The 13,917-nt window shown below is 59.9% G+C and carries 18 protein-coding genes; 6 read left to right on the top strand and 12 right to left on the bottom strand.

Going from position 1 to position 13,917, the window contains the following annotated elements:
- Positions 1–136: 136 nt before the first annotated feature.
- Both Q8N04_07715 and Q8N04_07720 read right to left on the bottom strand, forming a co-directional pair.
- On the bottom strand, positions 137–787 hold the full coding sequence (locus Q8N04_07715; protein MDP3090546.1) for a response regulator transcription factor: 651 nt from the start codon (positions 785–787) through the stop codon (positions 137–139).
- Positions 788–812: 25 nt separating this feature from the next.
- Positions 813–3,047 carry a PAS domain-containing protein gene (locus Q8N04_07720; GenBank protein ID MDP3090547.1) on the bottom strand — a complete coding sequence of 745 codons (2,235 nt, stop codon included), beginning with the start codon at positions 3,045–3,047 and terminating at the stop codon, positions 813–815.
- Between the two features lie 389 nt (positions 3,048–3,436).
- Here Q8N04_07720 and Q8N04_07725 point away from each other — a divergent pair, with 389 nt between their 5' ends.
- The 6 genes from Q8N04_07725 (at position 3,437) to Q8N04_07750 (ending at position 5,140) form a co-directional block, all read left to right on the top strand.
- Positions 3,437–3,673, top strand: a complete 237-nt coding sequence (locus Q8N04_07725; GenBank protein ID MDP3090548.1) for a hypothetical protein — start codon at positions 3,437–3,439, stop codon at positions 3,671–3,673.
- Complete coding sequence (locus Q8N04_07730) at positions 3,670–3,924, top strand: hypothetical protein (GenBank protein ID MDP3090549.1); 255 nt, start codon at positions 3,670–3,672, stop codon at positions 3,922–3,924. The genes Q8N04_07725 and Q8N04_07730 overlap by 4 nt, the downstream gene beginning before the upstream one ends.
- Before the next feature lie 279 nt (positions 3,925–4,203).
- Positions 4,204–4,434: a hypothetical protein gene (locus Q8N04_07735; protein ID MDP3090550.1), complete on the top strand. Its 231-nt coding sequence runs from the start codon at positions 4,204–4,206 to the stop codon at positions 4,432–4,434.
- A complete protein-coding gene (locus Q8N04_07740; GenBank protein MDP3090551.1) occupies positions 4,431–4,688 on the top strand; it encodes a hypothetical protein in 258 nt (85 codons plus the stop codon). The genes Q8N04_07735 and Q8N04_07740 overlap by 4 nt, the downstream gene beginning before the upstream one ends.
- Positions 4,689–4,700: 12 nt before the next feature.
- Positions 4,701–4,880, top strand: a complete 180-nt coding sequence (locus tag Q8N04_07745) for a hypothetical protein (protein MDP3090552.1) — start codon at positions 4,701–4,703, stop codon at positions 4,878–4,880.
- 11 nt (positions 4,881–4,891) lie between these two features.
- Positions 4,892–5,140 (top strand): DUF2934 domain-containing protein, encoded by a 249-nt coding sequence (locus tag Q8N04_07750; protein MDP3090553.1) that lies wholly within the window; start codon positions 4,892–4,894, stop codon positions 5,138–5,140.
- Positions 5,141–5,250: 110 nt separating this feature from the next.
- Here the strand turns inward: Q8N04_07750 and Q8N04_07755 are convergent, their stop codons facing one another.
- The 10 genes from Q8N04_07755 to Q8N04_07800 all read right to left on the bottom strand — a co-directional run bounded on the left by Q8N04_07755 (position 5,251) and on the right by Q8N04_07800 (position 13,897).
- Positions 5,251–6,876 carry an NAD(P)-binding protein gene (locus Q8N04_07755; GenBank protein MDP3090554.1) on the bottom strand — a complete coding sequence of 542 codons (1,626 nt, stop codon included), beginning with the start codon at positions 6,874–6,876 and terminating at the stop codon, positions 5,251–5,253.
- A 9-nt stretch (positions 6,877–6,885) separates the two neighbouring features.
- Complete coding sequence (locus Q8N04_07760; GenBank protein MDP3090555.1) at positions 6,886–7,875, bottom strand: thiamine pyrophosphate-dependent enzyme; 990 nt, start codon at positions 7,873–7,875, stop codon at positions 6,886–6,888.
- Positions 7,876–7,887: 12 nt separating this feature from the next.
- Positions 7,888–9,141, bottom strand: coding sequence for a transketolase C-terminal domain-containing protein (locus tag Q8N04_07765; GenBank protein MDP3090556.1), 1,254 nt, complete (start codon positions 9,139–9,141; stop codon positions 7,888–7,890).
- Complete coding sequence (locus Q8N04_07770; protein ID MDP3090557.1) at positions 9,125–9,727, bottom strand: 2-oxoacid:acceptor oxidoreductase family protein; 603 nt, start codon at positions 9,725–9,727, stop codon at positions 9,125–9,127. Before Q8N04_07770 ends, Q8N04_07765 begins: the two co-directional genes overlap by 17 nt.
- Positions 9,728–9,731: 4 nt before the next feature.
- The gene (locus tag Q8N04_07775) at positions 9,732–10,079 is read right to left on the bottom strand and encodes a TraR/DksA C4-type zinc finger protein (GenBank protein ID MDP3090558.1); all 348 of its coding nucleotides are present in this window, start codon (positions 10,077–10,079) and stop codon (positions 9,732–9,734) included.
- Positions 10,072–10,428: a YtxH domain-containing protein gene (locus tag Q8N04_07780; protein ID MDP3090559.1), complete on the bottom strand. Its 357-nt coding sequence runs from the start codon at positions 10,426–10,428 to the stop codon at positions 10,072–10,074. Before Q8N04_07780 ends, Q8N04_07775 begins: the two co-directional genes overlap by 8 nt.
- Positions 10,429–10,725: 297 nt before the next feature.
- Entirely contained in the window at positions 10,726–11,691 is a 966-nt protein-coding gene (locus Q8N04_07785) for a TIGR00730 family Rossman fold protein (GenBank protein MDP3090560.1), read from the bottom strand.
- Positions 11,692–12,113: 422 nt separating this feature from the next.
- Positions 12,114–12,917: a DUF21 domain-containing protein gene (locus Q8N04_07790; GenBank protein ID MDP3090561.1), complete on the bottom strand. Its 804-nt coding sequence runs from the start codon at positions 12,915–12,917 to the stop codon at positions 12,114–12,116.
- Between the two features lie 5 nt (positions 12,918–12,922).
- The gene (locus tag Q8N04_07795) at positions 12,923–13,171 is read right to left on the bottom strand and encodes a DUF21 domain-containing protein (GenBank protein ID MDP3090562.1); all 249 of its coding nucleotides are present in this window, start codon (positions 13,169–13,171) and stop codon (positions 12,923–12,925) included.
- 363 nt (positions 13,172–13,534) lie between these two features.
- The gene (locus Q8N04_07800; protein ID MDP3090563.1) at positions 13,535–13,897 is read right to left on the bottom strand and encodes a cytochrome c; all 363 of its coding nucleotides are present in this window, start codon (positions 13,895–13,897) and stop codon (positions 13,535–13,537) included.
- Positions 13,898–13,917 lie beyond the last annotated feature (20 nt).

A 13,917-nucleotide genomic window follows, 5' to 3' on the forward strand; every position in this document is an offset into this window, starting at 1 on the left:
GGAACCAGGATCGATCGCATCGTGTATCTCAACCCGCTTGTGCGTGGAACAGCTATACCGGATCGCGGCTGGGAACAGAACTAGGGAACGGCCTAGGCGCAGGGGGGATTCGCTACTAGGGGGCAGTTGGAACGGATCAGGACTCCGCGCTCGCCAGCCCTTCGGCAATCGCAAACTTGATAAGCGCGGGGGTGGAATGCAGATCGAGCTGCTCCATGATGCGGGCCTTATGGAACTCCACCGTCTTGACCGAGACATTCAGGATGACCGCCGCCTCTTTCGGGCTCTTGCCTTCGGCGATCAATTGCAGCACTTCGCGCTGCCGCGGGGTCAAATCCATCACCGAGCTTTTGAGCTCCGCCTCCTTCGGTCGCAGGGCCGTTTCGAGGACGGTCTTGGTCATGGCCGGCGTGAGATAGGTCTGCCCTTTGAGCGCCGCCTCGATGGCCTGCGGCAACTCAGTGGCGGCGGACTGTTTCAACAGATACCCGCTCGCCCCGGCTTTCATGGCTTCGGTGGCGTAGGTGGGGCTCGCATGCATCGTGAGAAACAGCAGCTTCGCCTCCGGCAGAGCCTTCTTGATCTGGCGCGCCGCATCCAAGCCGTTCAAGAGCGGCATCGAAATATCCAGGAGAATCAGCTCCGGCTTCAGCCGATCCGCCGCCTCGACCAATGCCCGGCCGTCCGCGACCGTCCCGACCACCTCACAGCGATCCTCGACCAGTTTGCGCAGACCGGCCACCAGAATGGAATGATCGTCGGCGATCAGCACGCGGGGCTTCTTCACACGAACTCCCTCCTCACTTCACGCATCACTCATCACGCTTCACATCTTCCAGCGGCACCCAGACATGCACTTCCGTCCCCTCGCCGGGTTTCGTCCGGATGTGGAACGTTCCCTTCACAAGCCCCACCCGCTCCGCCATGCTGGTCAAGCCGAGGCCGTTCCGACGCGCTCCGGCCTGCCTCGATTCAAACCCCTGTCCGTCATCGTGGACACAGAGCCCCAGACCGCGGCTCGTACGCAGGAGCCGGACCAGCACCGTGGTGGCCTCAGCATGCTTGTGCACATTCTGCAAACTTTCCTGCAACACACGATAGAGACAGGTCGCCTGATCGCGCGGCAGAGCCTGAGGCACATTGCGAACGATGACTTCTGTCGATAATCCCGTTCGCGCGGCGAACTCATCACTCAGTTCATGAACCGCAGCTTCCAAGCCCGCATGTTCCAAAATCGACGGATGAAGACGGTGCGCCATCTGTTGCAGATCAGTCGCCAGATGCTCTGCCGAGTCTCCCAGCAGCCGCAGGCTGGATGCTCCTGAGGGCTGCGAGTCAGACGCCTCCAAACAGACCCTGCGCAAGTCGATCGTGAGCGCGGCCAGCCGCTGAGCGAAATCATCGTGCAGTTCCCGCGCGATCCGCCGCCGCTCCTCTTCCTGAGCCTGCAGCAACTGGGCGCCGAGAGACTCCAGTTGCGCTTCGCGTTCCCGGAGGGCCGCTTCGGTAGCTTTGAGTGGCGTGATATCGGCCAGCAGGATGAAGAGACCGGCCACGTTCCCTTGTTCGTCTTGGTCCGGCACATACTGTGCGGCAAACCAATGGACGGTCGCCCCTGGCCCCGGCAGACGGTACTCGAACGAAACGGCGTGACCCTGGAAGGCCGCGTCAAGATTCGTCCGCACCTCAGCATATCCCTCGGAGCCGAGCAGCTCGTACATGCTCATTCCCACAATCTCTTCGCCGGGCAGACCGAAGAGGTCCTCATACCGTCGGTTGACGAACCGATAACGCCGATCCCTGTCGATGTAACTAAAGAGAGCCGGTACATTGTCGGCCAAGGCGCGGAACTCGTGCGCGCTCCGGCGCAACGTGTCTTCCGCTTCCTTGCGCCAGGTGATATCCGTCTCCGCGCCGACCATGCGGACCGCGCGTCCCTGTTCGTCCCAGAGAGCGGCTCCCCGGTCCAGCACCCACATCACGGTCCCATCTTTCCGCCGGATGCGGTATTCCTCCCAGAACTCTGGGCGCTGCTGCTGCCAATAGGCTTGGAGCCGCGCCAAGACGCGTGGTCGATCCTCCGGGTGGATCCTTTCGGACCACTCCTGGCTCGATTCCAGGTTGTCCGTCTCCTGAAACCCATGCATTTCTTTCCAGCGGGGAGAAAAATAGACCGTCTCGCCTACGAGATCCCAATCCCACAGGCCATCGTGCGTCGCCTTGGCAACCCACTCGAAGCGCTCGTTGGCCTTTGCCAGTTCGGCGGTGCGTTCCGCTACCTGCTGTTTCAGCATAATATTTATTTTGCCGAGCGCCTCTTCAACTTGCGTACGCTCGGTAATGTCTAGAATGACGCCGATCATGCGCACGGGCTTGCCGGCCTGGTTACGATACACATGTCCTCGGTCGCTCAGCCAGTGGATGGTGCCATCCGGCCAAATCGTTCGATAGTCCTCGCGAAAGGCCATATCGGTTTCGAGGGACTGTGTAATCGCCCGGCCAATTCGATCCCGGTCCTCGGGATGGACCGCCTGCATGAATTCCTCAACCGTGACATGCCGAGTTCCGGGAGGGAGGCCGAACAGAGGGCCGAGTGTCGGCGAATAGATCGCGGTGTTTGCCGCGACGTTCCAGTCCCAGGCGCCCAGGCGCGCAATTTCCATGGCCAAACGGAGTCGCTCTTCGCTCTCGCACCGCGCCTCATGAGTATCCGCAGCCTGCTGCGCCGATTGTTTCTGTTTTACCAGGAGACCAGCCACGACCAGCAGTAGCGCCGAGGCCATCGTGCGATTCGTCACTGCTTCAAAGGAAATCTCGCCAGGAGAGAGCAGGATTCCCAGCCACGTGAGCCCCAACGCACTCCCGACCGCCAGGATGATGCTCTGCTGCCCGGGAACAAGCCAGGTAAGGAGAACCGGCAGCACGTACAACGTCGGCACGGCGTAACCGAGGGGAGTCAGCAGGTCTAGAATGAAGACTGCTGCTGCTGCTGCTGCTGCTGCAATAATCCAGCCGCCTGGCATGTTACGAAACGTCGATACGGTCACACGCCTGTCTCCCCGGAGTCACAAGCGCGACCAGAATGGATTTCGATTGGCTCGCCAAATGCTCGCGAAAATGTGAAGCCTCTTGTGCGTGATGTCGGGATGTCTTGTTTCAAGAGACCCTTTCCACTGGAATACATCCACAGGCTGAGTCCTGGCAGCGGCGCAGAATAGCCGCACACCTATTGGTTTGTCTCATCGCCAAGGAAAGCAGTGTACACCGACAGAGGCGCGCGATGCACGAGCCCGCAGTGCATGATGATGGATGGCGGATTGCGCCTCAGATAACTTTTCTTCCTCATTCTGGTACGTTCCCTAGTTCCGGCGCGCGCGTCTATCGGTGCATGATGCGGACGAACATGAGCGCCTCACCCCCACCGGAGGTCCGTCGCATGAACCGCCTGAACGACACCATGGAAGATCCCATCATCGACGTCTTGCAAAGAACCGGTCCCTGCTGCCTGGACGATCTCGTCGTGCAGCTTCCGAATCATGACTGGAGTGAGATTTTCGCCACCGTAGACCGGATGTCGCGGGACGGCCGGTTGGTGCTGCGCCGCTTTCCCAGATCGGGGTACCAACTGTCCCTTCCATTAGTGCATGCCGCGGGCAAGGAGGTGTACGCATGAAACCCATACCAGTATCAGTGCGGTTCTGTGTCGGATGCGGGTACTTCTGCGATGCCATTCAACCGGAAGGCGAGCAGGCCCCATGGATCGACGCCCATGCGTACCTCATGAAATACGGATTGCACTGGGACGATCTTGACCGAGTCGACGATACCTGCCCGCCTTGCGCGCGCGTGTTGGCATGCGCCAGGCGCGGGGCGGTGTCTGAGACGCAGGGGGAGAGAACCTGCGCCCTGATCGGACAGGAATAGCCTGACACGTGTCCCCGCGTGCGAACTCGTCCGAGCCGTGACTCGATGATACAAGGAAGGTTATTCGATGAGCCTGTGGCGCGAAAAACCTCATGAATAGTCCCTGCGCTGTAGCAATTGGCGTCGCAAAGACAGCGCCGACGAGATCGCTGACTTCACGCGTGATCGCTTCTACGCACATGATTTTTCGCTCATCGATCACAGTTTCGCTAGAGGACATTCGACCTGGCACAACCCCTGCTCGGGTAAGTGGCCATCGCGTTCATATTAGGGTGAAACATGAGACGTCCAGCCGTTCGATTGTGCGATGGGTGCGGACAGATGTTCGACGATGTGCAACCCGAAGGCGGGCAGGCCCCATGGATCGACGCCCATGCGTACCTCATGAAATACGGATTGCACTGGGACGATCTTGATCGAGTCGACGATGCCTGCCCGCCCTGCGCGCGCCTGTTCCAGGCGTCCGCGCACCATCCGCCGGCAGACGGCAAGGAGACGCTGACGTCATGAACCATCGAACGTCTTCCACCAGAAGTGGCGCGAGTGAGCATGCGACCTGCGCCCGGTGCCATGGCCTGATGGTGCCGGGTTTCACGGAATCCTTGTTGGTCGAAATCGCCGAGACATCTTCTGCGCTGGCCTGGCGTTGCGTGAACTGCGGCGAGTGGGTCGATGTAATGGTTGTGGCCAACCGGGACATGTGCCGCTCCGCCGAACCCAATCATGACTGCCAGCCCCTCGCCGGCCGGCGGCGGTGGAGGTGACTGCCCGACCTAGTGGCGGCGATGGGGGAGCTGACGGGCGTGCTCTGGAGCGATTGGGGCAAACCGGAACGGATCGCCGAAACGATCCGTCGCATCGGCAAAACCCCGGCGTTTCCCCTGCACTGCCTCGATCAACCGTTCACCCCACATCCGGTTCCGCAGACTGCGGAGCAGGTGTTGGCCGCTACCTAACGGAGGTGAGGATGACGTCCAAGAAATCGGGCTCTGGCGCCGGAGCTAAAAAGACAAAAGTTGCGATCACGAGTGGATCGGAAAAGGCCAGACCAACTGCACGTGACCTGCAGCCATCTGCCAATGTGGATGGCCTACACGAGCGGATCGCTGCCCGTGCCTATGCCCTCCATGAGGAACGAGGCTATCGGAATGGGTGTGATCTGCAAGACTGGCTGGATGCGGAACGCGAGATTATGAGTCGTGAACTCCGCACATGACATCCGACGCCCGAGCAATTCCCCCCGTGCCCATGACGCATGATGACCCCTCATGCGCTCCCAGAGAGCGATTCAGTGAAACTGAGGGGCTTGTCGTGATGCCGTGCGAATTATTTTAACTCCTTCACCATGTCGATCGCCCCGCAGGGACATTCCTCGGCGCAGAGTCCGCAGCCTTTGCAGTAATCATAATTGATTGCGAACCGGTTGCCTGTTCCCAGCTTGATGACGGCGTTGTCCGGACAAACGGCATAGCAGTTATCGCATTCGAAACAGTTGCCGCAGGACAAGCAGCGGCGCGCCTCCAGCAAGGCGGTATTGGCACTGAGCCCTCCGACTATTTCCTCGAAGGATGCGCGCCGCCGGGCGAGCGCCAGCACCGGTTGCGTGGACTGGGCCGCATCGGTGTAATACCAGGGATTCACACGGTCGAACGAGGCCAGGGGGTGGGACGGAGGCTTCACGTACAGGGTCCCGCGCAGATAGGCATCGACGTGGCGGGCGGCCTGTTTCCCATGGCCGGTCGCCATGCTCACGGACTGCTCACCCGGGACCATATCTCCTCCGGCAAACAGACCAGGATGACCGGTCATCATGCGTTGGTCGACGTCGATCGTGCCGTCGTCCGACAGACGCACATCCGGCAGGCTCCGCAGGAAACCGGTATCCGCCTTCTGGCCTAGCGCAAGAATCACCGTGTCTGCCTCAATCGTTTCGAACCGGCCGGTGGGTGTCGGCTTGCCGTGCTCGTCCAGTTCCATCACTTCCACTGTCAGATTGGCCTCGTCGGCCTTCGCGATGCGGCGGAGCCATTGAAACCGCACTCCTTCTTCCAGGGCCTCCGCGACTTCTTCCTTGAACGCGGGCGCGTGGGCTTCGTTCCGTCGGTAGATGATCACCGGCTCGACCCCCAATCGCTCGGCCGTCCGCGCCACGTCGATCGCGGTATTGCCTCCACCATAGACAGCCACTCGCCGCCCGAGTTTGAGGGGGAACGGACCTTCCATGCGGCTCAGAAATGTCGCGGCATCGAGCATCCGCCTGGCATCGCCCCCGGGAATGTCGATGCGCCTCGCGAGGTGGGCACCGACCGCGAGGAACGTCGCATGGAACCCGCCCTCCTGGATAGTCGCCTCGAGATCCTGAACGCGTGTATTGAGCCTGATCGCGACGCCCATCGCTTCGATGCGCGCGACCTCCCCATCGACAATGTCGCGTGGCAGGCGATAGGCAGGAATCCCATACCGCAGCATGCCGCCAACCTTGTCACCCGCCTCATGGATCGTGACGGCGTGGCCCATCCTCGTCAAATGATAGGCGGCCGACAGCCCGCTGGGCCCGGCTCCCACGATCAACACGCGCTTCCCGGTCGGCGGCGCGCACGGCACTTGCCACCCATGCTTGATCGCTTGGTCGCCGAGAAATCGTTCCACGGCATGGATGCTCACGGCCTCATCCAACTGGCCACGATTGCAGGCGTTCTCGCAGGGGTGGTAGCAGACGCGCCCGTGAATCGCCGGCATCGGATTGTCTTCCATCAGCCGCCGCCAGGCTGCTTCATAAGCCCCTTCTTCTGCATGATAGAGCCAGGCCTGAATGTTTTCGCCGGCAGGGCAGGTATGATTGCACGGCGGCAACCGATCGACATAGACCGGTTTCATTGTACGCCAGTTCCCCGTGTGATTGGCCAGGCTGCTGTTCGGATCAAGCGTGATGGCAAACGGTTTGTGATGCATGCGATACCTTTATCCGATCAGTCCGTAGGCGGCGATGTTCGCGTCGGCGATCGATTGGATGGCCGCAATCGCCTCCATGTTCGCCTGCGGCTTGAACAAATGTTTGAAGCGGTCTTGCAGTTCCAGGTAGCGCTCCACCGGGACTTTGTGCCGAATCAACGTCCGGCCGACGACATGTCCTGCTTGCGCCTCGAACAACGGAAACAATCCGGACTCTACCGCCATTCGCGCTACTCGAATGGTGTGCGCGGGGTCGGACCCCCAGCCCAGCGGACAAGGCACATGGATGTGAATGTACCGCGCCCCCTGGAGACCCATCGCGGTGGTGACCTTCGCTTCCAGATCATGGAGGTCCGCCACCGAGGCGGTGGCCACGTAGGGAATGCCGTGCGCCATCGCGATGCGGGGCAGGTTCTTGCCGGTTCCCAATAAATTGCCCGGCGCCTCGCCGACCGCCTGTGTCGTATTCGTTCGCGCAAAGGGCGGCGTGGCCCCCGAACGTTGAATGCCGGTGTTCATGTAGGCTTCATTGTCGTAGCAAAGGTACAGCACATCATCATTGCGCTCGAATAGGCCGGACAGGCAGCCAAACCCGATATCGACGGTTGCCCCATCGCCTCCCTGGGCAATGACTTTCACCTCGTCTCGGCCTTTTGCGCGTAAGGCCGCAGCGACACCGCTCGCCACTGCCGGCGCATTCCCGAACACCGAATGCATCCAAGGAATCTGCCAGGCGCTCTCCGGATAGGGGCTGGAGAAGACTTCGAGACAGCCGGTGGCATTGATGGCGATCAACCGATTATGCGACGCCCGCATCGCGGCATCGACGGCATAGCGCGCGCCCAACGCTTCTCCGCATCCCTGACAGGCGCGATGGCCCGAGTTCAGGGAATTCGTGCGATCCATTCGGGACTGCACCGTGCGGGCCGCCTCGTCGAGTAGGCGATTCCCCGCCGTATAGGTACCGGTCTGATAGAACTTGATGGGTTGCGGCGACATCGTTCGTTCCCCTTAGATCACCTTGGTCCCGATGGCATTCACAGCGCGAAGGAGCTGCTCAGCCACCGGTCCTGCCCGCCGCTGCTCGCGTCGCCGCGCGAGCTCGTTGTCGATCACGGTCCTATTCAAATCCAGGAAGTGCGGCTCACTCAGCCGCTCTGCGCGGGCATCCTGCACCATCTGCTTCAGCGATGATTTCGGGATAGACCGTCCTCCCAATCCCGCAATGACCGTGTGGACAGGGATCGGTAATCCTTGGAGAGCCCTCTGGACGTCGGCAGACACGATCCCTCCGATGCCCACCGCCAAGTCTTTTTCGACCACGATGACACGCCTGACGCCTTCCAGCTCGGCGCGAAGCTGCTGCATCGGGAAGGGCCGATAGCATCCGATTTTCACGCAGCCGGCCGCGATTCCGTCGAGACGCAATTCGTCGATAGCATCTTTGATCGTGCCGATCACCGATCCCAGCGCGACCACCGCCACGTCGGCCTCTTCCATACGATAGGGCGAGCAGAGGCCTCCGGATGGACGCTGGAACTGTTGCCCAAACGCGCCGGCCACTTCTGGGATGAGTGCAAGCGCCCGGAGCTGTTGCAGGTGCGCCAGATACTTGACCTCTGTAAAGGCTTCCGGTCCGACCATCGCGCCGATCGAGATCGGCACAGTCGGATCGAGCACCTGGACCGGCGAGAAGGGGGGAAGGAATGCATCGACCAGACCTTGAGTCGGCACATCGACCGCTTCATAGGCGTGCGTGAGAATGTACCCATCCATGCAGACCATGACCGGGCAGCTCAGTTCCTCCGCCAGCCGAAAGGCCTGGATATGGAGATCGGCGGCTTCTTGATTCGTGTCGGCATAAAGCTGAATCCAACCGGCATCGCGCAATGCCATGCTGTCGGAGTGGTCGTTCCAGATATTGATCGGCGCGCCGACTGCTCGATTGGCAATGGTCATCACGATCGGAAGTCCGAGCCCCGCCGCGTTGTACACCGCTTCAGCCATAAAAAGGAGGCCTTGGCTGGTCGTGGCGGTATAGGTCCGTGCTCCCGTCGCCGAAGCCCCGATCAGGACGCTGAGCGCCGCGAACTCAGATTCCACATTCAGATATTGGCAACGACCGACATCGCCCTGTTTGACCATACGCGACAGGCGTTCAACGATATGCGTTTGCGGTGAGATAGGATAGGCGGCGATGACCTCCGGCCGGCACAACACGACCGCGTCGGCCACGGCCTGCGATCCTTCAATTTGCGCGAGCATGGGGTGTGACTCTCCCTGGTTCGTTCAAGTACGCGGTGACCTGATCATACGCCTCTCTGGCGGCGGCGGCGTTCGCCTCCCCCAGAGCGCCGGGAAACTTATGGCGAATCGCCGATTCGACGGACGCGAGCGTGATCCACCCGGTGATCGCGGCGAATCCGCCCAGCAATGCCGTATTCGCGATGGGCCGTGTGAGATGTTTCTGCCCGATGTCTGAGGCCGGCAAGGCGCACACATGGCCCCCTGGTAAGCGGCTCAGAAATTCTTCGAGCCCGAGTTCGTCCAAGCTGAAGGTCGAATTGAGCAGGACATATCCCGATGGTGCCAGGCCGCCGAAGACCTCGACATGGTGGAGTAACGTCGGATCCTGCACGATGATGACATCGGGATGCGTCACGGATTCGCGCGTGCGAATAGTCTGCTCGTCGATGCGGCAGAAGGCCATGACCGGAGCCCCCATCCGCTCAGATCCAAAACTCGGAAAGGCCTGGGCATGCTGGCCGCCGGTGAACGCCGCGATCGATAGCAGCTCCGCCGCCGTGACCACGCCTTGCCCGCCCCGACCGTGAATGCGAATTGCATGCATCTAACTACGCTCCCACCGTCTCTCTTGCCTGGACGCAGGCGACATAGAACATCGTCGCCGGCAGCGCCAGCAATCGGCCATCAGGGATGTCGCCGCGGCACTGCTCACAAAAGCCATACTGACCCGCGCTGAGCCGGACCAACGCCTGATCGATCGCCTCAATCTCTGTCTTGAGCCTTGTCTCCATCTGGTCAAGGAACCGAACCAGCTTCTCCTGCTGACCGCGCTCTTGCACTTCTGGCTCAACGTCGGTTTCTAACCACAACAACTCGTCTTCAGTTTTCGCCGCCCGACGAAACAGCGCCTTCCGTTCTCCGATCAATTGTCTGCGGACCTGCTCGAGATCATGCATTGGGTGTGTCTCCAGGATGAACCGCCGTGGGCGGTCGCGTACTCCGCAAGCTCTTTTCTTTCTGAAACGCGTCCTTGCCAGCCTCGAAGGCTTCAATGAATACCGCTGTGCTCTTCGCAAAAGCCTGCTTGCCCGATTCCATACGGGCGTGAAGGCCACCCCGAACCGCGTCAGCTTTCGCCAAGACACCCTCTTCAACTTCCTGAGCCAGTTTCACAATCGAACGTCTCGTTTCCTTCCCTGACCTGGGCGCAATAAGCACTGCGGCGATGACCCCGCATATCGCGCCGCTCAGAAATCCTACGAGCACCACTCCGGTTGATGACCGCTTTTCCGTTCGGTTTTCCACCACTCCCCCCTCAACAGCAAGAGATCGTCCTCTCTGCATGGAAGAAATACTCCCGCTCTTGGATTAGCGGAACAAGCAACAGCGCACGTACCTGAACTCTTCTGCAAGAAAACAACCAGGGCGGCGTACGATATGCCTAATATTTTCTAGTAACTTAAGAGAGGGACTGCCCGGAAGGGAGAATCGCTGTGGGGCATTTCAGGTCTCGATGCAACTACGGCCTGCGGCAAAAGGCGACAGGGGATAACCATCGTGTCGATCCATAGCAAGCGCGACAGCCGGAATCCTCCCGAACAGCTATACCACGGAAGGCGGGAAAAGCGGTTCCCCGGCGGCCTCATGCCAACGCAGAATCCCGTCCCAGATGTCCTGCGCGGTTTCCGCGAACCAGAAGAGTTCACGGTCCTCAACATCGATAACGCCCTCCTCAACCAGAAAATCCACATTGAACGCCTGGCGCCAATACTGCTCCCCGACCAAGACGACAGGAACCGGTTTAATCGTTCGCGTCTGCACCAAGGCAAGCGTTTCAAATAGTTCATCCAACGTGCCATACCCGCCGGGGAATGCAACCAATGCCTTCGCGCGCAAGAGGAAGTGCAGCTTGCGTATGGCAAAGTAATGGAACCGGAAGCATAGCTCCGGTGTGATGTAAGGATTGGGATACTGTTCTGAGGGAAGATGGATGTTCAATCCAATTGTTTTAGCTCCGACATCATAGGCGCCCCGATTCGCGGCCTCCATAATCCCTGGGCCGCCGCCGGTCACGACGACGAGTTTCTGTCCGGAATACCCCTGATCGCTCTCAGCCACCAGCCGCCCGAACTCGCGGGCTACATCATAGAATCCGCTCTTTGCCAGCAAACGTTCTGCAATGCAGAGACGGCGTGCCACTTCGGGATTCATCGGATCGGCTGCCTTTGCTACACGCAACTCTTCGACCTTCCGCATCGCGGTCGCCGGTTCATGGATTCGCGTGCCTCCAAACACCACGATGGTCTGTTGGATCTCATGTTGATCGAGCAGGAGTTGCGGTTTGAGATAATCCAATTGGAGGCGTACCCCGCGCGCTTCATTGCTCTGCAGAAACTCCACATCTTCATCGGCTTCCCGATAGCTGGAGTTCTCGAGAATGGCCTGGATGCGCTTTTGCGCATCGGGGTCTTCCTCGACTGGTTTCGGACTCTGCCACGGCAGCGATTCGCGACGTCGGGACGGATCCGGCGGCATGGGCGCTTGCACTTTCTTCGCTGGGTCCGGCATATCGCAGTCTCCCTCCCTGTGCTCGTCGTCAGCACTCGTGTTGTTTTTCGTCTCGCGCACGGACCGGCAAACGCGCGCCTCGACACACTTGAGCTCAGTATTTTACATCAGGCCATACAGTGATAACATGCATTCGCCTGCGCAACGCAGTAACCCCGATGGAGTACGATCAAAGATCCGATACGCCATCAGTTTGACCCGATCATTGATGAGGAACCCAGTCAGCGCATAGCTCCAGACAAAGCGCGTCCAGTTCCACAGGAGCGGAGGCATGAACAGGCCCTACACGGCGATCAGCGGCGCGGCGATCTGAGTTCCGAGCACCGCCGCGAACAAGATGGGGGCCGGGTCGCCCTTCCTACGATCCCGGACACAGTTCCATAGGCGACGGGGATTCAAGAAGGCCGCACATTACAGAAAGATCACTGTGGAGGGAAAGCTCGAATCGCGCCGACCTCCTTTCTCGGAGACCGCATGACAATGCCACGCAACAGACGTCCCAGGAGATCACTGCCGGTGATCAGGCGAGGCTGATCTGTCCACAGCAGAATCGTGTCATACGTGATGATGTGATCCCCGGGGGCTGCGGTGTCGAAACTGAGCTGTGCCACAACTTTTCCGAGTGGCTCCTTGCCATTGCGGATAATCACAGGCCGGTGGCAATAGTCGTAGGGATCCGTTGGCTGGTCGGTAAAGAACACATGCCGGAGAAACCCGTCGGCGTCCATCATCAGGTGAGGCTGATTGTGTTCATCGGCGATCACCACCCACGTTTTGCCGGATGCATCGATCTGATTCAGCAATGGATCGTCGGAGGACTTCGTGAAGGGAGGAAAATGCGGAATGCCGTCCCGCAGAGGAAGATGAATGATGCTTGCCGGATCGATCGGCACGCCTTCCCGCTCGACGGGAATATCGTCGATCGTCAGAAAATTGAGAGAGCCGATGGCTTCGATTCGGTCCACCTCCGACTCTTCCGCAAGCATATGGCGCCGGATGATGTCCTTGAGTTCCGATTCACGGAAGTACCGAATGGCCTCTTTGCCGAACCAGGCGTCTAACATCAGCGCCGAAGGCTTGACCACCGGGTAGAGCAGCGTCCGGTAGCCGCGTAATAGGGGTGAGAAGACGGAGGCCATTTTCAGCGCGTGCCGAGAGAACAGGCCTTGCGGCACAATTTCCCCAAAGATCGTAATGAAAAACGTCGAGAAGAGAAACGCCGCCACGCCGGTCAGCAGGAATTCGATAGCAACGTGAGCAGGACATTGACACTCACGTTACCCCAGGCAATCGTAGCCAGCACGCAGTTCGGGTCCCGGCGCATTGCCAACACCGTGGCCGCATCCCGATTGCCGTCCGCCGTCTCCGCTTCCAGCCGAAATCGGCTCAGGCTGAACACCGCCAGGTTCGATCCTGCAAAGGTCGCCGATTGGCTGAGACAGAACGCAATCCCGATCCAGATGAAGACGTCGTTTGTCATCGTCCCTTTGTCATATGGCTGACGTTGCGCTGCTAAGCAGAGCCCATCTCTTTGCCTGGAGATGAGAGAGATGTGGGGTGATCGCCGGGACGGGAAGCGCCCTCAACACGATACACGCGCCAGCACATGCTGCATTGTCCAGACCGACGCCTTGCGACGTCACTGCCAGAGCGCCCTCCCCGCTCCTCGACTCGAGCACTCCAAGGGCGAACGGCCCGCACGACAACGCCGCGAAAGCGGCGATGACTATGGCTGATTGAACAGAGCCGCTCTCTTCTCGTGCTACGAACAGAACACGAGAAAGCGATCTCTGCAGGCAGACGATCATCCAACACAACCGAAACCGTACACGGCCTCGCCTCGCTAACTGATCGGATTAAACGGAGACAGCATCCGCACATACCCGACGATGTCCATCATCTCACGTTCGGACAGCCGATCCCGCCATCCATGCATCGCACTGAACAAGACTCCACTCGAGATGGCCGTCAGGAGTTCCGCATCTGTCTTGTTTCGCACGCCTGGGGAGTTGAAGTTGGCCGGCGGGACGATCAAGTGCTGGGCATCCGGTCCCAGCCCATTGCCGTTGCTCCCATGACATCTGGCACAATGCTGTGCATATAGTACCTGCCCGCGTTTGAGATTCGACGGTCCCACTTGCGCCGCGACCCACGAGCTCACACACATTATCGTCACAATGCTGCAGAGAATTATGAATCTTCCCATCGACCATCCTCCTTCTTGGC

Source organism: Nitrospira sp. (genome assembly GCA_030692565.1).
Lineage (GTDB): Bacteria > Nitrospirota > Nitrospiria > Nitrospirales > Nitrospiraceae > Nitrospira_D.